Annotated in this window: 21 protein-coding genes and 1 pseudogene; 20 read left to right on the forward strand and 2 right to left on the reverse strand. The window is 62.2% G+C overall.

What is annotated here, in order from left to right:
• Positions 1 to 24: 24 nt before the first annotated feature.
• Positions 25 to 1,431, forward strand: a complete 1,407-nt coding sequence (locus GRI65_RS03430) for an NAD(P)H-dependent flavin oxidoreductase (protein WP_160755103.1) — start codon at positions 25 to 27, stop codon at positions 1,429 to 1,431.
• Between the two features lie 43 nt (positions 1,432 to 1,474).
• On the opposite strand, the gene GRI65_RS03435 is transcribed toward GRI65_RS03430, so the two are convergent.
• Entirely contained in the window at positions 1,475 to 2,503 is a 1,029-nt protein-coding gene (locus GRI65_RS03435) for a 2-hydroxyacid dehydrogenase (protein WP_160755104.1), read from the reverse strand.
• A 140-nt stretch (positions 2,504 to 2,643) separates the two neighbouring features.
• Here GRI65_RS03435 and GRI65_RS03440 point away from each other — a divergent pair, with 140 nt between their 5' ends.
• Positions 2,644 to 3,144 (forward strand): SH3 domain-containing protein, encoded by a 501-nt coding sequence (locus tag GRI65_RS03440; protein WP_160755105.1) that lies wholly within the window; start codon positions 2,644 to 2,646, stop codon positions 3,142 to 3,144.
• Positions 3,145 to 3,162: 18 nt separating this feature from the next.
• Here GRI65_RS03440 and GRI65_RS03445 read toward each other — a convergent pair whose 3' ends face one another.
• A complete protein-coding gene (locus GRI65_RS03445) occupies positions 3,163 to 4,359 on the reverse strand; it encodes a thiolase family protein (protein WP_160755106.1) in 1,197 nt (398 codons plus the stop codon).
• Between the two features lie 115 nt (positions 4,360 to 4,474).
• Here GRI65_RS03445 and GRI65_RS03450 point away from each other — a divergent pair, with 115 nt between their 5' ends.
• The 18 genes and pseudogenes from GRI65_RS03450 to nuoK all read left to right on the forward strand — a co-directional run bounded on the left by GRI65_RS03450 (position 4,475) and on the right by nuoK (position 18,131).
• Entirely contained in the window at positions 4,475 to 5,911 is a 1,437-nt protein-coding gene (locus GRI65_RS03450; RefSeq protein WP_160755107.1) for a coniferyl aldehyde dehydrogenase, read from the forward strand.
• Between the two features lie 139 nt (positions 5,912 to 6,050).
• The gene (ndhC, locus tag GRI65_RS03455) at positions 6,051 to 6,425 is read left to right on the forward strand and encodes an NADH-quinone oxidoreductase subunit A (RefSeq protein ID WP_160755108.1); all 375 of its coding nucleotides are present in this window, start codon (positions 6,051 to 6,053) and stop codon (positions 6,423 to 6,425) included.
• Positions 6,426 to 6,445: 20 nt separating this feature from the next.
• Positions 6,446 to 6,982 carry a NuoB/complex I 20 kDa subunit family protein gene (locus GRI65_RS03460; protein ID WP_160755592.1) on the forward strand — a complete coding sequence of 179 codons (537 nt, stop codon included), beginning with the start codon at positions 6,446 to 6,448 and terminating at the stop codon, positions 6,980 to 6,982.
• A gap of 1 nt (position 6,983) precedes the next feature.
• On the forward strand, positions 6,984 to 7,820 hold the full coding sequence (locus tag GRI65_RS03465) for an NADH-quinone oxidoreductase subunit C (protein ID WP_160755109.1): 837 nt from the start codon (positions 6,984 to 6,986) through the stop codon (positions 7,818 to 7,820).
• 2 nt (positions 7,821 to 7,822) lie between these two features.
• Entirely contained in the window at positions 7,823 to 9,028 is a 1,206-nt protein-coding gene (locus GRI65_RS03470) for an NADH-quinone oxidoreductase subunit D (RefSeq protein ID WP_202391153.1), read from the forward strand.
• Entirely contained in the window at positions 9,028 to 9,372 is a 345-nt protein-coding gene (locus GRI65_RS03475) for a hypothetical protein (protein ID WP_160755111.1), read from the forward strand. Before GRI65_RS03470 ends, GRI65_RS03475 begins: the two co-directional genes overlap by 1 nt.
• A complete protein-coding gene (nuoE, locus tag GRI65_RS03480) occupies positions 9,372 to 10,040 on the forward strand; it encodes an NADH-quinone oxidoreductase subunit NuoE (RefSeq protein ID WP_160755112.1) in 669 nt (222 codons plus the stop codon). Before GRI65_RS03475 ends, nuoE begins: the two co-directional genes overlap by 1 nt.
• On the forward strand, positions 10,040 to 10,210 hold the full coding sequence (locus GRI65_RS15085) for a hypothetical protein (RefSeq protein ID WP_202391195.1): 171 nt from the start codon (positions 10,040 to 10,042) through the stop codon (positions 10,208 to 10,210). Before nuoE ends, GRI65_RS15085 begins: the two co-directional genes overlap by 1 nt.
• On the forward strand, positions 10,207 to 11,514 hold the full coding sequence (nuoF, locus tag GRI65_RS03485; protein ID WP_160755113.1) for an NADH-quinone oxidoreductase subunit NuoF: 1,308 nt from the start codon (positions 10,207 to 10,209) through the stop codon (positions 11,512 to 11,514). The genes GRI65_RS15085 and nuoF overlap by 4 nt, the downstream gene beginning before the upstream one ends.
• Positions 11,511 to 12,239 carry a hypothetical protein gene (locus GRI65_RS03490; protein ID WP_160755114.1) on the forward strand — a complete coding sequence of 243 codons (729 nt, stop codon included), beginning with the start codon at positions 11,511 to 11,513 and terminating at the stop codon, positions 12,237 to 12,239. The genes nuoF and GRI65_RS03490 overlap by 4 nt, the downstream gene beginning before the upstream one ends.
• The gene (locus tag GRI65_RS03495; protein WP_160755115.1) at positions 12,239 to 12,886 is read left to right on the forward strand and encodes a hypothetical protein; all 648 of its coding nucleotides are present in this window, start codon (positions 12,239 to 12,241) and stop codon (positions 12,884 to 12,886) included. Before GRI65_RS03490 ends, GRI65_RS03495 begins: the two co-directional genes overlap by 1 nt.
• Positions 12,887 to 12,889: 3 nt before the next feature.
• A complete protein-coding gene (gene nuoG / locus GRI65_RS03500; RefSeq protein WP_160755116.1) occupies positions 12,890 to 14,899 on the forward strand; it encodes an NADH-quinone oxidoreductase subunit NuoG in 2,010 nt (669 codons plus the stop codon).
• Complete coding sequence (locus GRI65_RS03505; protein ID WP_160755117.1) at positions 14,896 to 15,135, forward strand: hypothetical protein; 240 nt, start codon at positions 14,896 to 14,898, stop codon at positions 15,133 to 15,135. The genes nuoG and GRI65_RS03505 overlap by 4 nt, the downstream gene beginning before the upstream one ends.
• Positions 15,135 to 16,175: pseudogene (gene nuoH / locus GRI65_RS03510) on the forward strand (NADH-quinone oxidoreductase subunit NuoH); the annotation flags it as partial. The gene GRI65_RS03505 and the pseudogene nuoH, both read left to right, overlap by 1 nt.
• 404 nt (positions 16,176 to 16,579) lie before the next feature.
• Complete coding sequence (gene nuoI / locus GRI65_RS03515) at positions 16,580 to 17,068, forward strand: NADH-quinone oxidoreductase subunit NuoI (RefSeq protein WP_160755118.1); 489 nt, start codon at positions 16,580 to 16,582, stop codon at positions 17,066 to 17,068.
• A gap of 9 nt (positions 17,069 to 17,077) precedes the next feature.
• Complete coding sequence (locus GRI65_RS15375) at positions 17,078 to 17,209, forward strand: hypothetical protein (RefSeq protein WP_269816282.1); 132 nt, start codon at positions 17,078 to 17,080, stop codon at positions 17,207 to 17,209.
• Positions 17,206 to 17,829, forward strand: a complete 624-nt coding sequence (locus GRI65_RS03520) for an NADH-quinone oxidoreductase subunit J (RefSeq protein ID WP_160755119.1) — start codon at positions 17,206 to 17,208, stop codon at positions 17,827 to 17,829. Before GRI65_RS15375 ends, GRI65_RS03520 begins: the two co-directional genes overlap by 4 nt.
• Complete coding sequence (gene nuoK, locus GRI65_RS03525; RefSeq protein WP_160755120.1) at positions 17,826 to 18,131, forward strand: NADH-quinone oxidoreductase subunit NuoK; 306 nt, start codon at positions 17,826 to 17,828, stop codon at positions 18,129 to 18,131. Before GRI65_RS03520 ends, nuoK begins: the two co-directional genes overlap by 4 nt.
• Positions 18,132 to 18,134: the final 3 nt, after the last annotated feature.

The following is an 18,134-nucleotide window of genomic DNA, read 5'->3' on the forward strand; positions in this document are numbered from 1 at the left end:
CCGCAGAGACAGGACTGTGACGTAATGGGTTTCAAAGGTTTAAGCCCCATCAATTACGGTGGGCGCGAAGTCTGGCCGCTGATCGAAGGCGGCAAGGGCGTTTCGGCAACGAATCACGCGAGTTCCGGTGCATGGGCCGCAGCGGGCGGCATCGGTACCGTCAGCGCGGTCAACGCGGACAGTTACGACGCCGAGGGCAAGATCGTTCCGCAAGTTTACGACGCGCTGACCCGCAAGGAGCGCCACCTGCAGCTTATCCAGTATGCCATCGACGGCGCGGTGGACCAGGTGAAGCGCGCCCACGAAATGTCCGGCGGCAACGGCGCGATCAACATCAACGTATTGTGGGAAATGGGCGGCGCGCAGGCGGTGCTCGAGGGCGTGCTGGAACGGACCAAGGGCATGGTGACCGGCGTCACCTGCGGCGCAGGTATGCCCTACAAGCTGGCGGAAATCGCCCAGCATTACAACGTGCACTATCTCCCGATCGTCAGCTCCGCGCGCGCATTCCGCGCCTTGTGGAAGCGGTCGTATCACAAGGTGCCTCACTTGATGGCGGCGGTGGTTTACGAAGATCCGTGGCTGGCGGGCGGGCACAACGGCCTGTCCAACGCGGAAGATCCGACCAAGCCGGAAGACCCCTATCCGCGCGTCGCCGCGCTGCGCGAGACGATGCGCAAGGAAGGCGTGTCGGAAGAGACCGCCATCGTCATGGCCGGCGGCGTGTGGTTCCTGCGCGAGTGGGAAAACTGGATCGACAATCCGGAACTGGGCCAGATCGCATTCCAGTTCGGCACCCGTCCGCTGCTGACCCGTGAAAGCCCGATCCCGCAAGGGTGGAAGGACATGCTCCGCACGGTCGAGCCGGGCGATGTCCTGCTACACAAATTTTCGCCGACGGGGTTCTATTCCTCCGCGGTCAAGAACCCGTTCCTGTGGGACCTGATCCACCGGTCGGAGCGGCAGATTCCCTACTCCAAGGTTGCCGCGGGCGAACATACCGTCCAGCTGGATGTCGGCGTTCGGGGTAAGAACTTCTGGGTCACGCCCAAGGACCTGGACCGTGCACGCGCATGGTTCGGGGAAGGTTTCACCGAGGCGTTGAAGACACCGGACGACACCATCGTCTATGTGACGCCCGACAGCCGCGACACCATCCGCAAGGACCAGAAGGATTGCATGGGCTGCCTGTCGCACTGCGCGTTTTCGGCGTGGAAAGACCATGACGATTACACCACCGGCCGCCTGGCCGATCCGCGCAGCTTCTGTATCCAGAAAACCCTGCAGGACATCGCCCATGGCGGCGACACGGACGAGAATTTGGCCTTCGCGGGCCATGCTGCGTACCGGTTCAAGCAGGACCCGTTCTATTCCAACAATTACACCCCGTCGGTGAAGGAACTGGTCGAGCGGATTTTGACCGGGGATTGATCGGGTTGGGGTGGCGGCGGCGGAAACGCGCCGCCAGACGCGTTCAAACCAACCCTTCCAGCACCTGGTCGGGCGGGCGGTGCCCATCGACCCAGAAGCGGATATTGGCGATCACCTTCTCGCCCGAACGCTCGCGGCCTTCCATCGTGGCGCTGCCGATGTGCGGCAGGGTCATCACGTTGGGGTGGGCGAGCAGGCGTTTGTCGACGTCCGGCTCGCCGGGATAGACGTCCAACCCAGCGCCGGCGAGTGCACCCGATTGCAGCGCCGCGATCAAGGCTTCCTGGTCCACCAGATCACCGCGCGCGGTGTTGATCAGGCAGGCGCCGGGCTTCATCGCGCCGATCCGCGCCGCGTCGATCGCGCCGATGGTTTGCGGGGTTGCCGGGCAATGGAGCGTCAGGATGTCCGACATGGCCACCAGTTCGTCCAGCGTGTCGACATATTCCGCGGCGAACATCGTTTCCAGTGCCTGCGGCAGCCGGTGGTGGTTGTGATAGACGATGTGAAGGCCGAATGCCTTGGCGCGGTGGGCCACGGCTTGCCCGATCCGTCCCATGCCGAGGATGCCGAGCACCTTGCCGCCCAATTGCCGCCCGAGCATGGCCGACGGAGCCCAGCCGGTCCATTCGCCGCGCCGGACCAACGCAACGCCTTCGCGCACCCGGCGCGGGACGCCGATGATCAGCGCCATCGCCAGGTCGGCGGTGTCGTCGGTAAATACTCCCGGCGTGTTGGTCACCATGATGCCGCGCCGTTTTGCCGCGGCGAGGTCGATATGATCCGTCCCGGCTCCAAAACTGGCGATCAGGCCCAGGCGGTCCCCCGCGCCCTCGATCAATTCCGCGTCGATCCGGTCGGTGACGGTCGGCACCAGCACGTCGCAATCCTGCATCGCGGCGGCGAGCTGTTCGCGGGTGAAGGGCGTGTCTTCGGAGTTCAGCTGCGCGTCGTACAATTCGCCCATCCGCGCTTCGACCGCCGGCATCAGGTGGCGGGTGACGATCACGCGCGGAGTGCCGTCGCGGCGGCGAGCGGGCTTGCCTGCACCGGGAGAAACTGTTTTGGACATGGCGCAGCGCTAGGCCCGGACAGGGCGGCGGGTCAAGCTGTCGTAACGGGATTTGCGCCAGAATTGGTGCTGTCCCATTGCGGACATTGTCTCCGGCTTACCGCTTGAAGCGCGGCGCCGGCGCGCTGTATAGACCCGCGATGATCTTGCGAATCCCGACCTTCAAAATCGCTGGCTTCACCCGCGCATTTCTCGCGCTTGGGCTGCTGCTGACCTTCGCTGCCCCGGCTTCCGCGCAGGACCGGGAGGTACCGTATTGGGCTTCGATCAACACCGAGGAGCTGAACATGCGGGTCGGGCCGAGCATGCAGTACCGCATCGAATGGGTCTATCGCCGCGAAGGCTTGCCGGTGAAAGTCGTCCGCGTAGTCGACAGGTGGCGGCTGATCGAGGATTCGGAAGGCACCAGCGGCTGGGTATCGAGCAATCTGCTCAGCCTCGCACGCGGTGCGGTGGTGGTGGGTGACGGGCTGGCCCCGATCCGCGATGCGGCAACCGCCAGCGCCAGGCTTAAATGGAACGCGGAGCCGGGCGTTGTCGGAAAACTGGGCGATTGCGAAGCGGGCTGGTGCGAGATCGACGTAGCCGGGCATGCCGGATGGATCGAGCAGGACCGCATCTGGGGCGCCGGGGAACCCTGAGGCTCCCCGGCAGACGGATCAGACCAGTTCCACGGCAACCGCAGTTGCTTCGCCGCCGCCGATGCACAGGCTGGCGATGCCGCGCTTCTTGCCCTGCTGCTTCAAAGCGTTGAGCAGGGTCACCAGGATGCGGGTGCCGCTGGCTCCGATGGGATGGCCGAGAGCGGTGCCGCCGCCGTTCACGTTGATCCGGTCATGCGGAATGCCGATGTCGCGCATCGCGAACATTGCGACGCAAGCGAAGGCCTCGTTGACTTCCCACAATTCCACATCGTCCACCGACCAACCGGCTTTTTCCAAGACCTTGTTGATCGCGCCGATCGGGGCGACGGTGAATTGGGCAGGTTCCTGCGCATGCGCCGCGCTGGCGACGATCCGGGCTAGCGGGGTGTAGCCCTTTGCCGTCGCAACGCTCTCGCGCGTCAGCACGATGGCGGCGGCACCGTCGGAAATGGAGCTGGAGGTGGCGGCAGTAATGGTGCCGTCCTTGGCGAAGGCGGGGCGCAGCGTCGGGATCTTGTCCGGCTTGCCGCGCCCGGGCGCTTCGTCGGTATCGACCACCACGTCGCCGCCGCGCGTGGACATCGTGACCGGCACGACTTCATCAGCGAACGCACCGCTGGAAATGGCGGCGTTCGCGCGGCGGAGGGATTCGATCGAATATTCGTCCATCGCTTCGCGGGTCAGCTGGTACTCGTCCGCCGTCGCCTGCGCGAAGGTGCCCATCGCGCGGCCTTCCTCGTACGCATCTTCCAGGCCGTCGAGAAACATGTGGTCATAAGCGGTGTCATGGCCGATCCGCGCGCCGGAGCGGTGCTTCTTCAGTAAGTACGGCGCGTTGGTCATGCTTTCCATGCCGCCCGCGATAACCGTGTCCACGCTGCCCGCGGCAAGCGCTTCGGAACCCATGATCACCGTCTGCATGCCCGAACCGCACACCTTGTTGACCGTGGTCGCCTGGACCGACTTGGGCAGGCCTGCCTTCAAGGCGGCCTGGCGGGCAGGGGCCTGGCCAAGTCCGGCCGGCAATACGCAGCCCATGTAGATCCGGTCGATATCCTCGCCTGCGACACCGGCACGTTCGACCGCGGCCTTGACTGCCGTCGCGCCCAATTCGGTTGCGGAGGCATCGGACAGGGCGCCTTGCATGCTGCCCATCGGGGTGCGCGCATAGGACAGGATAACGACGGGGTCGGAGGCGGAGAATACGGACATAAGGGAAGCTTGCCTTTCTTGATGAAGCATGTGCTATTCGTGCAGACATGTAGTGCTGCAACGCACCAAAATCAAACGGCCAGAAACACGCGGCCAACATTGGACGGAGTGAACTGTGGCAGATAATAAGCAAAGCGAGATGGAAGAAATTCTTGCCCAGCAGCGAGCTTCCTTCACCGCCGCGCGGCCCGAAGCGCAGGCGCTGCGCCGTGACCGGGTGAAGCGGGCGATTGCCCTGTTGGTCGATCACGGCGACGATCTGGCGAAGGCCATGAGCGCCGATTTCGGCAACCGCAGCGTGCCGATGAGTATGTTGACCGATATCGCCTCGACGGTGAATTTCGGCAAATACTGCCTCAAGCACATGGACAAATGGGCGAAGCCTGAAAAGCGCAAGGTCCAGTTCCCGCTCGGCCTGCTGGGAGCCAAGGCGCAACTCCGGTTCGAACCAAAGGGCGTGATCGGGATCATGTCGCCGTGGAATTTCCCGGTCAATCTGTCGCTCGGGCCGTTGATGCAGGTGCTGGCGGCGGGGAACCGCGCGATGATCAAGCCGAGTGAATTCACCGAAGCGACCTCCGAGCTCACCGCGCAGCTCGTTGCCGAATATTTCGCAGCCGAGGAAGTCGCCGTAATTACTGGCAGCCCGGAGGTGGCGCAGGCGTTTTCCTTCCTGCCGTTCGACCATCTGGTGTTCACCGGTTCGACCGCCACCGGGCGCAAGGTGATGGAGGCGGCCAGCCGCAACCTTGTGCCGGTCACGCTGGAACTGGGCGGAAAATCGCCGGTCGTGCTCGGCCGCAGCGCCGATTTTGCCAAGGCGGGCGAGCGGATCGCGATGGGCAAGATGATGAACGCCGGGCAGATCTGCCTCGCGCCCGATTACATGATCGTGCCGCAGGACAAGGAGCAGGAAGCGGTCGACGCGGTGCGCAGCAGTGCCAGCACGATGTATCCGACGCTGCTCGATAACGACGATTACACCTCGATCGTGACCGACCGTCATTTCGACCGGCTGAAGGCCCTTGTCGAAGACGCCCGGACCAAGGGTGCGGAGGTGGTCGAGGTCAATCCGGCGCAGGAGGATTTCTCCAATACCAATTCGCGCAAGATGCCGCTGACGATCCTGCGGAACGTAACTGCGGACATGACCGCCATGCAGGAAGAAATCTTCGGCCCCGTCCTGCCGGTGATGACGTATCACGGCATCGACGAGGCGATCGACCACATCAACCGTAACGACCGCCCGCTCGGCCTGTATTATTTCGGTGAGGACAGCGGCGAGCGCGAGCAGGTGCTCCGGAAAACGATTTCCGGCGGCGTTACCGTCAACGATGTGATTTTTCACATTTCCATGGAAGATTTGCCGTTCGGCGGGGTTGGCCCCTCGGGCATTGGCTCCTATCATGGGCCGGAAGGCTTTCGGGAATTCAGCCACGCGCGCTCGGTTTACAGCCAGAGCAAGATCGACGTGGCGGGTCTGGCCGGGCTGAAACCGCCCTACGGCAAGAAGATCAGCAAGACGCTGGCGGCCCAGATCAGGAAAGCCTGAACAGAACGGGTCCATTCGGGGAGGATTTTACCGGCGCGACCCCTTGCACCATCGGGGGCAGGGGACTAGGGCGCGCCATACATGTAATCCGTGCCGATTCAGCCCCTAATGGCGTCCGGCACCCAAACGAGGCATTAGCGTGGTCGACCTAAGCCAATATTTGCCAATCCTGATTTTCCTGGCCATCGCGCTGGCAATGTCGGCGGCGTTCGTATTCCTGCCGATGGGCGTGTCGCGCCTGACCGGTACGCATAATCCGACCGCCAACAAGCTGACCGAATACGAATGCGGCTTTCCCGCGTTCGAAGATTCTCGCAGCCAGTTCGACGTGCGGTTCTATCTCGTCGCGATCCTGTTTATCATTTTCGACCTCGAGGCGGCGTTCCTGTTTCCGTGGGCAGTCAGCCTCGACCTTACCGGATGGGCCGGATGGGTCACGATGATGATCTTCCTGTTCGAATTGATCATCGGTTTCGCCTACGCTTGGAAGACAGGAGCTCTCGAATGGGAGTAGATACCAGCACTCCGCACGGAATGTTGCCCGCCGCTGCCCAGCCCGGTGCGACGCTCCAGCCGGACGCCGATTATTTCCGGGCAATGCAATCGGAAGTGAACGACAAGGGTTTCCTGGTCACCAGCACCGAGGACCTGTTCCAGTGGGCCCGCACGGGTTCGCTGTGGTGGATGACGTTCGGCCTCGCCTGCTGCGCGGTGGAGATGATCCACGTCAACATGCCGCGCTATGACATGGAACGTTTCGGCGTCGTCCCGCGCGCCAGCCCGCGCCAGTCGGACGTGATGATCGTGGCCGGCACGCTGTGCAACAAGATGGCCCCCGCGCTGCGCAAGGTCTACGACCAGATGTCGGACCCGAAATACGTCATTTCGATGGGCAGCTGCGCCAATGGCGGCGGCTATTACCATTACAGCTATTCCGTGGTTCGCGGCTGTGACCGGATCGTGCCGGTGGATATCTATATCCCCGGGTGCCCGCCAACCGCCGAAGCGCTGCTGTACGGCGTGATGCAACTGCAGCGGAAGATCCGCCGGTCCGGAACGATAGAGCGTTAAGATGGCTGTTCTCCATTCCGCCCCGAAAATCACCTCGAACGAAGGCGTTGCTGCCGCGCTGTCCGCCGCGCTGGGCGACATGCTGCTCGACGCGCATGAGGAACATGGCGAAATCCTGTTCACCGTGAAGCGGGACCGGATCGAAGACGCGCTCCGGCTGCTCCGGGACGAGCATGATTACCAGCAGATGATGGAAATGGCCGGCGTCGATTACCCCCAGCGGGCCGAACGCTTCGAAGTCGTTTACATGCTGCTCAGCCTGACCAAAAACCACCGGGTAATGGTCAAGGTGACCACCGACGAAGCCACTCCGGTGCCGACGATCACGACGCTGTGGCCTAACGCCGGCTGGCTCGAGCGCGAAGTGTTCGACATGTACGGGGTGCTGTTCGCGGGCAACACCGACCTCCGCCGCATCCTCACCGATTACGGTTTCGAAGGGCATCCTTTCCGTAAGGACTTCCCGCTCACCGGTTATACCGAACTGCGTTATTCCGAGGAGGAAAAGCGGGTGGTGTACGAACCGGTCGAGCTGGCGCAGGAATTGCGGCAGTTCGATTTCATGTCGCCCTGGGAAGGCGCGGAGTATGTCCTTCCGGGTGACGAGAAGGCGGACATGCCGCCAATCCACGACCCCAAGGTCACCGAAAAGACCTCGGACACCGGCGCCGGAAAAGCAGCCAATATCGAAGCGGCAAAGCCTTCTGCCAAGGACTCGGTGCCAACAGCGGCGCCTGACGCGCCCAAGCCGACCGAGGACCGCCCGACGCGCAAACCGCGCAAGGGCAAGGCTACCGACACCAAATCCGCAACCGAGCCGAAGGGAGGCAAGAAGTGAGCATGCAGCTTGAACAGTCGCCCACCACCGGCGACGAGGTGATCTCCAACTACACGATCAATTTCGGTCCCCAGCATCCGGCGGCGCACGGGGTGCTGCGGATGGTGATGGAGCTCGACGGCGAGATCATCGAACGGATCGATCCGCACGTCGGTCTGCTCCACCGCGGCACCGAAAAACTGATCGAGCACAAGACCTACCTGCAGGCGCTGCCATACTTCGACCGGCTCGATTACTGCAGCCCGCTGTGCATGGAACATTCCTATGTTCTGGCGATCGAGAAGCTGCTCAATCTGGAAGTGCCGATCCGCGCGCAATATCTCCGCGTGCTGTTTGCCGAACTGACCCGCATTTCCAACCACATGCTCAACATCGGCGCGCATGTGATGGATGTCGGCGCGATGACGCCCAACCTCTGGGTGTTCGAACTGCGCGAAGACTGCATGAACTTCTTCGAACGCGCGTCGGGTGCGCGGATGCATTCCGCGTGGTTCCGCCCCGGCGGCGTGCATCAGGATGTGCCGCTGAAACTGCTGACCGACATCGGCGACTGGGTCGATACGCGGCTGCCCGAATTGTTCGGCGACGCGATGAGCCTGGTGACCGGCAACCGTATCTTCAAGCAGCGCAACGTCGATATCGCGGTGGTGTCCAAGCAGGACGCGATTGCCTGGGGCTTCTCCGGCCCGATGATCCGCGCTGCGGGCATCCCTTGGGACCTGCGCAAATCGCAGCCCTACGATGTCTATGACCGGATGGATTTCGAGATCCCCGTCGGCACCAATTCCGATTGCTACGACCGGTTCATGGTCCGCGTGAACGAGGTGTATCAGAGCGCCAAGATCATCAAGCAGTGCCTCGCCGAAATGCCGGAAGGCCCGGTGGCGAGCGACGACCGCAAGATCGTCCCGCCCAAGCGCGGCGAGATGAAGCAGTCGATGGAAGCGCTGATCCACCACTTCAAACTCTACACCGAGGGCTTCCACGTCCCGGCAGGCGAAGTTTACGTTGCGACCGAAAGCCCCAAAGGCGAATTCGGCGTCTATCTGGTGTCGGACGGGTCGAACAAACCCTACCGCTGCAAGATTCGCCCGACCGCGTTCAGCCATCTTCAGGCGATGGATTTCATGAGCAAGGGCCACATGCTGCCCGATGCAACCGCGATCCTTGGCGCGATCGACGTGGTGTTCGGGGAGTGTGACCGGTGATGAAGTATTGGTTTATCGTTGCTGCTGCTCCCGTGCTTCTGGCAGCGGCGCCGTCATCCAGCACAAGTGTCGCGCGGTCGTTCGCAAAGACGGTGATCAACGGCGAAGATTTGGGACCACTGCTCGCAGCGCCGTTGGATGACGATACCTCAAAGGAACTCGCGGCTCTCAGCGGGTGCAAAGTTAAATCCGTTGAAAAAATTTCTGCAAGTCGTTTTGGAATCCAATGGCGTTGTCCATCGTCACACGCAGCAATGAGGACTGCTGCAGTTGTGGATGTGCATGATCAGAAAATTTCTCAAATACTTATGTCTACAGTACGCACAGAACGGCGGATTGGATAATGGCTAATCGTCACACCGCACCCGATACGCCGGAACTGCGCGCGCGCTGGGGGTCTTTCGTGTTCACGGAAGCCAACATTGCGAAGGCTGACAAGTTCATCGCGTCCTATCCCGAGGGCCGCCAGAAATCGGCGGTGATGCCGCTGCTCGACCTGGCCCAGCGGCAGGTGGGCGAGGAAACCGATACGCAGGGCTGGTTGCCCATGCCGGTGATCGAATATGTCGCGGCCTATCTCGATATGCCGGTGATCCGCGTGCTCGAAGTCGCGACCTTCTATTTCATGTACAACCTTGTTCCGGTGGGCAAATTCCACGTCCAAGTGTGCGGCACCACGCCCTGCATGCTGCGCGGTTCGGACGAGCTGATCGCCGCCTGCAAGGGCCGCGGCATGGAGAAGGGCAAGGTCTCCGCCGACGGACTGTGGACCCTCACCGAGGTCGAATGCATGGGCAATTGCGCCACCGCGCCGATGGTCCAGATCAACGACGGCAATTACGAAGATCTGACGGTCGAACGCCTCGATGCCGTGCTGGATGCGCTGGCGGCGGGCGGGACACCTGAAGAAGGCACGCAGGAACCGGGTCGGCACACCTCCGAACCTTCCGGCGGGCCGACCACGCTGAAAGAAATGGTCACCGAGAACCACGATTACCGGGGGGAATGGTGATGAGCGATCCCATCAAGAAAGGCCTGCCGGTCGTCGGGATCATTTTCCTGGCTTTGGCCGTGTTCAAGTTCCTTAGCGGGGATGACTGGGTGGTCTGGGCTATCCTCGGCTTCCTGTTCGGCGGATTCGGAATTTTCAACCGTAGCAGGTCGGGGGGAGCAGGGTCGTGAGCCTACAGGACAAGGACCGCATCTTCACCAATGTCTACGGTTTCCAGCCGTGGAACCTTGCCGCTGCGCAGAAGCGCGGTGACTGGGACAACACCAAAGACATCATCGCGCGCGGTAACGACGCCATCATCGACGAGATGAAGGCATCGGGCCTGCGCGGACGGGGCGGCGCGGGCTTCCCGACCGGTCTCAAATGGTCGTTCATGCCCAAGGAATCGAAGGATGGCCGCCCGTCCTTCCTGGTCATCAACGCCGACGAATCCGAGCCGGGTTCGTGCAAAGACCGCGAGATCATCCGCCACGATCCGCACAAGCTGATCGAAGGCGCGCTGATTGCCGGTTTCGCGATGCGCGCGCGCGCTGCCTACATCTACATCCGCGGCGAATATATCCGCGAGGCCCAGACCCTGCAGGCCGCGATTGACGAGGCGTATTCCGCCGGACTGATTGGCAAGAACGCCAGCGGCAGCGGATACGATTTCGACGTCTTCATGCACCGCGGCGCGGGCGCCTATATTTGCGGCGAAGAAACCGCGATGATCGAAAGCCTTGAAGGCAAGAAGGGCCAACCGCGCCTCAAACCGCCATTCCCGGCGGGCGCGGGCCTGTATGGCTGCCCGACCACGGTCAACAACGTCGAAAGCATCGCGGTGGTCCCCACGATCCTGCGGCGCGGTGCGTCATGGTTCTCCAGCTTCGGTGCGGAAGGCAATCACGGTACCAAGCTGTTCCAGATCAGCGGCCACGTGGACAAGCCCTGCGTCGTCGAAGAGGAAATGAGCATTCCCTTCCGCGAACTGATCGAGAAGCATTGCGGCGGCGTTCGCGGCGGGTGGGACAATCTGCTGGCGGTCATTCCCGGCGGTTCGTCCGTCCCGCTGGTCCCGGCAGCCGATATCATGGACGCGCCGATGGATTTCGACGGGCTGAAGGCCGTCGGATCCGGCCTCGGCACGGCTGCGGTGATCGTGATGGACAAGTCCACCGACATCGTTCGCGCGATCAGCCGGATCAGCTATTTCTACAAGCACGAGAGCTGCGGCCAGTGCACCCCCTGCCGCGAAGGCACCGGGTGGATGTGGCGGATGATGGAACGCCTGCGCACCGGCGATGCGGCGGTCGAGGAAATCGACATGCTGTACCAGGTGACCAAGCAGGTCGAAGGCCACACAATCTGCGCCTTGGGCGATGCGGCCGCGTGGCCGATCCAGGGCCTGATCAAGCACTTCCGGCCGGAACTCGAACGGCGCATCCACGAACACAACGCGCAATTCGCGCCTGAGACGCGGGAAGCTGCGGAATGAAAACGGGGATCTTTTTCGCGCTCGCTTCGGCACTGGCCGGGGCAACCATGACCATCGCAGCGGTCCCGGCGGCGGCGCAGGCTGAAGACGAGCCGGAACAGGCTGTGGACGATCAGGAAACGAAAACCGGATCGCGCTTTACGCGTCCCAAGCATGACCGTGGCCGCGGCGTCCGCGAGACCCTGAACCATTACGGTCACTGCCTGGCGACGTTCAAGAGCGACAAGATCGAGGCTTATCTGGTCGATCCCAGCGACGAGCGGTGGAGAGCGGTGTCCTACTCTCCGAACAGCCAGACCCGGTGCGCCATCCGCAACATGCTGACCAATGACCGCGACATGCGGGGCTCCGTCTCCGAAGGATGGTATGTGCGGCGGTTCAAGGACGGCGCTCCGGCGGTGTTCGTTTCCGGACCAAACCCGATGCCCGTCGAGGAAGAGGTGGTTGCCCGGATCGCGGCCGCCCCTGAAAATATCAAGGGCGACGTGATCGTGGACGAGTTCGCCCGCTGCGTGGCCGCGACCGCGCCGATGGAAGTCGACGCGGTCCTGCGTACCAAGGTGGATAGCAAGCAGGAACAGCAAACGATGCAAGCGCTCGCACCCACGATGGGGCCATGCGCATTCGAGGGGCAGAACCTGGCGTTCGACCGCGATAGCCTCCGCCTGTGGCTCGCCTATGCTCTGGCTACGCGTGCAGCGCTGACGCTGCAGGGGGCGGGATGATGCTGGAGAATTTCAGATACGGGAGTGCGGTTTTGCGATTTTCCTTTTCAACCGCGATCTCGCTAGCGGCTATGACGACGCTAGCAACTGCAGGAAGCGCTCAGGGCCGCGACGAGGCTGTTACGCCCGAAGCCCGTACGGAGTTGGCGGAGTACGCTGCTTGCGTGGCGCGAGAACGCCCGGACGAGGCCGCGCGCTTGCTAAAGCAGGATTTCCGGAGCTCCGGTTATCGTAATGGTATGGCCAATCTCAGCAAGTTCACTGAGGGTTGCGCCCGTGATGCCCGCTTTTCGAAAATGCGCATGGGCACTTTGCCGTTCGCCGGTGCTTTGGCCGAAAGCTTGCTTGAAGCGAGCCCGGATCCGCTTCTGGCACGCCTTGCAATGGCGGCGCTGAAGCCTGATGTAATCACGTACTCGCGGACGGACGCGATGGCCATGTGCATGATCCGTGGGGCACCCGATCTGGTTGCCCGCATGTTTGCCAGTGAAATCAATTCCGCCGAAGAAACCGCGGCAACCAAGGTGCTTACCCCGATCGCATCGCTTTGCCTCAAAGAGGAGGCTGGTTTCGAGGCTTCTCCTCTCGGCATGCGCTCTATGCTCGCAACCGCCAGTTACCGCCTGCTGGCGGCACAGGAAAGCTGAACCATGCCTAAAGTCACCGTAGACGGTCAGGAAATCGAGGTTCCCGCAGGCGCGACTGTGCTGCAGGCGTGCGAACTGGCGGGGAAGGAAATTCCCCGGTTCTGCTATCATGAACGGCTGAGCATCGCCGGCAATTGCCGCATGTGCCTGGTGGAAGTGAAGCCCGGGCCGCCGAAGCCGCAGGCGTCGTGCGCGCTGCCCGCTGCCGATGGGCAGGAAATCCGCACCGACACGCCGATGGTCAAGACCGCGCGTGAAGGGGTGATGGAATTCCTGCTGATCAACCACCCGCTCGATTGCCCGATCTGCGACCAGGGCGGCGAATGTGACTTGCAGGACCAGTCGGTCGCCTATGGCCGCGGCGGTTCGCGTTACGGACGCGAGAACAAGCGCGCGGTCACCGAGAAGAACATGGGCCCGCTGATCAAGACGATCATGACCCGCTGCATCCATTGCACCCGCTGCGTGCGCTTCTCCGAAGAGATCGCCGGCGTGGACGAAATCGGCGCGCTGTACCGCGGCGAGGACATGCAGATCACCACCTATCTCGAACGCGCCGCGACTCACGAGTTGAGCGCGAACGTAATCGACCTGTGCCCGGTCGGTGCGCTCACCTCGCGCCCCTACGCGTTCGAAGCGCGTCCGTGGGAACTGAAGAAAACACTCAGCATCGACGTCTCCGACGCGGTCGGCGCGAACATCCGGCTCGACAGCCGGGGCCGAGAAGTGATGCGCGCCTTGCCGCGGATCAACGACGACGTGAACGAGGAATGGCTGTCGGACAAGGGCCGCTACATGGTCGATGGCCTCACCCGCCGCCGTCTCGACAAGGTGTGGATCCGCAAGTCCGGCAAGCTTGCCGAAGCAAGCTGGGACCAGGCGTTCAAGGCTATCGCCGCCGCGAAGCCCGGCAAGAATATTGCCGCGATCGCCGGTGACCTGGTCGATTGCGAGACGATGTTCGCGGCCAAGGCGCTGCTCGGCGCGATGGGCAGCACACTGCTCGAAGGCCGCCAGACCGGCATGGATTACGACGTGTCCAACATGGCCGCAGTCGCGTTCAATTCGACCTTTGCCGGGATCGAGACCGCCGACGCCATCCTGATCGTCGGCAGCCACGTCCGCTGGGAAGCGGCGCTGGTCAACGCGCGGCTCCGCAAGGCGGTCAAGCACGGGGCCAAGGTGTTCGTGGTCGGGCCCGAATGGGAAACAACCTATCCCGCGACCTTCCTCGGCGAGGATGTCGGCGTGCTCGGCAAATTGCCCAAGGACGTGTCCGATGCGTTCAAGGGTGCGGAACGTCCCGCGATCATCCTCGGCGGAGCGGCTCTGGCGAAGGGCGCGCTAGCCCCGGCGCTGGCGTTCGCGGACAAGTTCGGCCTCGTGAACGACGGTTGGAACGGGTTCAACGTGCTCCATATGGCGGCAAGCCGGATGGGCGGGTTGATGCTCGGTTATGCGCAGGCGGGCGGCATCGCGGATATCGCCGCGGCGAAACCCAAGGTGCTGCTGTCGCTCGGCGCGGACGAGGTGGATTATTCCGCCTTCGATGGCGTGCTGAAGGTCTATATCGGCCACCACGGCGACAAGGGCGCGCATGCGGCGGATATCATCCTGCCCGCGGCGTCCTATGCGGAAAAGGACGGGACTTACGTCAACACGGAAGGCCGCGTGCAATACGCTGAAAAAGCCGTGTTCGCCCCCGGCGACGCGCGCGAAGACTGGACGATCCTGCGGGCGCTCGCCGATGCGCTGGGTGTGTCGGTCGGGTTCGACAGCTTTGCCGACTTGCAGGGCGCGATGTTTGCGGCGGTACCGGCATTGGGTGAAGAAGGCCTGGCCGATCTCGGTGCACTGCCGAAGGGCGACGCGAAGGCCAAGGCTGACGGCGTGATTACCTATCCAATCAAGGACTTCTACCTGACCAACCCAATTGCCCGCGCAAGTGCGGTGATGCAGCAATGTTCGGCTGAACTGCTGCACGGCGATGACCTGGCGGAGGCGGCGGAATGAACTACCCCAACATTATGCGCAACGCTGCTCGGATCCTGTTTTTGGTTGCGGCAGCTATCTTCATCGGCAGCCTCTTGTTTTCGCTGCTCCTGCTGTTCGGATTTGGGCCTGTAAGCGCCCCCGGCGGGGCTTTGGCCTTGGTGATTGGTGGCGTAACGATGGCGATCCCGCCATTCGTTGGCGCAGCGATCGTATGGCGATTGGATATCTGGCTCTTCGAGCGAGGTAACAGCTGATGACCGATACTTTCGTAAGCTGGGGCATGTCCTATGAATGGGCGTGGGGTGTCGCGACCTTCGCGGGCATCCTGCTGATCGCGCTGCCACTGATGCTGGCCGTCGCGATGGTCATCTATGTTGATCGCAAGGTCTTGGCCGCGATCATGATGCGGCGCGGACCCAACGTGGTCGGTCCGTTCGGGCTGCTGCAGAGCTTCGCCGACGGTCTGAAGGTGTTCCTGCAGGAAACCATCGTCCCGAGTGCGGCCAACAAGGGCTTGTTCCTGATCGCGCCGATCCTCACCTTCACTGTCGCGCTGGCGGCGTGGGCGGTAATCCCGTTCAATTCCGGCGCGGTGCTGGCGGATATCAACGTCGGCTTGCTGTACGTGCTCGCGATCAGTTCGCTGAGCGTTTACGGCGTGGTCATCGCGGGCTGGGCGTCCAATTCGAAATACCCGTTCTTTTCCGCCATGCGCGCCGCCGCGCAGATGATTTCCTACGAAGTTTCGATCGGGTTCATCCTGATCTGCGTGGTCCTGTGGGCGGGCACATTCAATTTGAACGGCATTATCGAAGCACAGCGCGGCCACGGGCTCGGCTTCGTCAACGCCTTCGTGTTCAACCCGCTTATGTTCCCCATGTGGGTGCTGTTCTTCATCTCCAGCCTGGCGGAAACCGCGCGCGCGCCGTTCGATCTGACGGAAGCGGAAAGCGAACTCGTCGCCGGTTACCAGACCGAATACAGCTCGATGAGCTTCGCGCTGTTCTGGCTCGGCGAATACGCCAACATCCTGCTGATGTGCATGCTGAACGCGATCCTGTTCTTCGGCGGGTGGCTGCCGCCGTTCGACTGGGAACCGCTGTACCTGGTGCCAGGCTGGATCTGGCTGTTCGCCAAGACCTTCATGTTCTTCTTCATGTTCAGCTGGATCTGGGCGACCGTCCCGCGCTTCCGCTATGACCAGCTGATGCGTCTGGGCTGGAAGATATTCCTGCCGCTAAGCCTCGCCTTCGTGGTGCTGATCAGCGGCTGGCTGATGCTGACGAGGTATGGGGAGCAGACGAACCTATCTTACGATGAGCCTACGCGCGAAGCTTTGGTGACATTGGGAGCCAGTGACGTATGTCAGCTTCGGGCGCCTGGTCGCTACTCCGATGAATCGACCCGAGCAACCAACGTCTACCTGTACCGGCCAGAAGGGGACGCGCCGAACTCGGACCTGATGGATATCAAATATCCGGCGGAGTTGGCTGGCCAGGTTCGTTTCAGGACGGAACGCAGTAACGGTTTTGGTGGAAGCGGGCAGCTCGAATGGGTTAATAGCGCTAGGCCTGCCAAGCTTGGTCTGGGTGTAACGGACGTCATCACTGATGGCCGCCCTGCCGCGATCCTTTTTCTCGAAGACGGTAATCAGGCCCTGATGGGCGATTGCCGGACCGCATCGGAATTGAAGGCCTCATGAGTACCCTCACGCACCTCATCAAATCCTACACGCTGTGGGAATTCCTTAAGGCACATGCGCTGACCTTGAAGTATTTCTTCAAGCCGAAGGTGACGATCAACTATCCGTTCGAGAAGAACCCGATCTCGCCGCGGTTTCGCGGTGAGCACGCGCTGCGCCGCTATCCCAATGGCGAAGAACGCTGCATCGCCTGCAAGCTCTGCGAGGCGGTCTGTCCTGCGCTGGCGATCACCATCGAGAGCGAACCGCGCGATGACGGCAGCCGCCGGACGACGCGGTACGACATCGACATGACCAAGTGCATCTACTGCGGATTCTGCCAGGAAGCCTGCCCGGTGGACGCCATCGTCGAAGGGCCGAATTTCGAATACGCGACCGAAACGCGCGAGGAATTGCTCTACGACAAGACCAAATTGCTCGCCAACGGGGACAAGTGGGAGCGGGCGATCGCCGCGAACCTTGAAGCCGATGCACCGTATCGTTAAGGGCCGCGCGTGACCAACAGGGGTATCTTCTATCCGTTCGTGTCGAGCGAAGCCGAGACACAGGACACCGGGCATTCCGGTTCCGCTCCACGCGAGCGGGATTTCGTGTTTTGCCGCATTAACGGGACCGTGACGATATGATCCAGGCCATCGCCTTTTACATGTTTGCGGTCCTGCTGATTGCCGCCGGAACGCTGACGATCATGTCGCGCAATCCGGTGCATTCGGTGTTGTGGCTGATCGTGTCTTTCTTCAACGCGGCAGGCCTGATGGTGCTGGTCGGCGCGGAGTTCATCGCGATGCTGCTGGTGATCGTATATGTCGGCGCGGTCGCGGTGCTGTTCCTGTTCGTCGTCATGATGCTGAACATCGACTTCGCCGAACTGCGCGCCGGTTTCATGAAGAATTTCCCGCTCGGGATCGCGATTGCGTTGGTCCTGCTGGCGGAACTGATCCTCGGCATCGGGGCTTACGGCGCCGGAGTGCTCGAACTGGGCACACCCGACGGCAGCGCCGCGCCGCTGCTTGGCCGGAGCAATATCGAGAACATCGGCGCGCTGCTGTACAGCGATTACCTGTTCCTGTTCGAGGCGGCCGGCCTGATCCTGCTCGTCGCGATGGTCGGCGCCATCGTGCTGACCCACCGTGAACGCGCAACCGCCCACCGCGGCCATCAGGACATCGGCAAGCAGAACCGCCGCCGTCCGGAGGACGCGACCGTCAATACCCGTCCCGAAGTGGGCAAGGGAGTCCAGCTGTGATCGGCATCGAACATTACCTGGTTGTCAGTGCGGTGCTGTTCGTGCTCGGCGTGCTGGGGATTTTCCTCAACCGGAAGAACATCATCGTGATCCTGATGGCGATCGAACTGATCCTGCTGTCGGTGAACATCAACCTGGTCGCCTTCAGCGCCTTCCTCGGCGATTTGACCGGGCAAATTTTTGCCATGTTCGTGTTGACCGTCGCGGCGGGCGAGGCAGCTATCGGGCTCGCCATCCTGGTGATCTATTTCCGCCAGCGCGGCACGATTGCGGTTGACGATGTCAACCGGATGAAGGGTTAGGCC

It is taken from the genome of Allopontixanthobacter sediminis, assembly GCF_009828115.1.
Lineage (GTDB): Bacteria > Pseudomonadota > Alphaproteobacteria > Sphingomonadales > Sphingomonadaceae > Allopontixanthobacter > Allopontixanthobacter sediminis.

Bases quoted from the DNA above. Each gene is read 5' to 3' on its own strand.
- GRI65_RS03470 (WP_202391153.1), top strand. From the start codon at position 7,823: ATGCAGCTTGAACAGTCGCCCACCACCGGCGACGAGGTGATCTCCAAC.
- GRI65_RS03520 (WP_160755119.1), top strand. From the start codon at position 17,206: ATGATCCAGGCCATCGCCTTTTACATGTTTGCGGTCCTGCTGATTGCC.
- GRI65_RS03495 (WP_160755115.1), top strand. From the start codon at position 12,239: ATGCTGGAGAATTTCAGATACGGGAGTGCGGTTTTGCGATTTTCCTTT.
- GRI65_RS03460 (WP_160755592.1), top strand. From the start codon at position 6,446: ATGTTGCCCGCCGCTGCCCAGCCCGGTGCGACGCTCCAGCCGGACGCC.
- GRI65_RS03440 (WP_160755105.1), top strand. From the start codon at position 2,644: ATGATCTTGCGAATCCCGACCTTCAAAATCGCTGGCTTCACCCGCGCA.
- GRI65_RS03445 (WP_160755106.1), bottom strand. From the start codon at position 4,359: ATGTCCGTATTCTCCGCCTCCGACCCCGTCGTTATCCTGTCCTATGCG.
- nuoG (WP_160755116.1), top strand. From the start codon at position 12,890: ATGCCTAAAGTCACCGTAGACGGTCAGGAAATCGAGGTTCCCGCAGGC.
- nuoE (WP_160755112.1), top strand. From the start codon at position 9,372: ATGGCTAATCGTCACACCGCACCCGATACGCCGGAACTGCGCGCGCGC.
- GRI65_RS15085 (WP_202391195.1), top strand. From the start codon at position 10,040: ATGAGCGATCCCATCAAGAAAGGCCTGCCGGTCGTCGGGATCATTTTC.
- GRI65_RS03465 (WP_160755109.1), top strand. From the start codon at position 6,984: ATGGCTGTTCTCCATTCCGCCCCGAAAATCACCTCGAACGAAGGCGTT.
- GRI65_RS03490 (WP_160755114.1), top strand. From the start codon at position 11,511: ATGAAAACGGGGATCTTTTTCGCGCTCGCTTCGGCACTGGCCGGGGCA.
- GRI65_RS03505 (WP_160755117.1), top strand. From the start codon at position 14,896: ATGAACTACCCCAACATTATGCGCAACGCTGCTCGGATCCTGTTTTTG.
- GRI65_RS03435 (WP_160755104.1), bottom strand. From the start codon at position 2,503: ATGTCCAAAACAGTTTCTCCCGGTGCAGGCAAGCCCGCTCGCCGCCGC.
- GRI65_RS03475 (WP_160755111.1), top strand. From the start codon at position 9,028: ATGAAGTATTGGTTTATCGTTGCTGCTGCTCCCGTGCTTCTGGCAGCG.
- nuoI (WP_160755118.1), top strand. From the start codon at position 16,580: ATGAGTACCCTCACGCACCTCATCAAATCCTACACGCTGTGGGAATTC.
- GRI65_RS03430 (WP_160755103.1), top strand. From the start codon at position 25: ATGGGTTTCAAAGGTTTAAGCCCCATCAATTACGGTGGGCGCGAAGTC.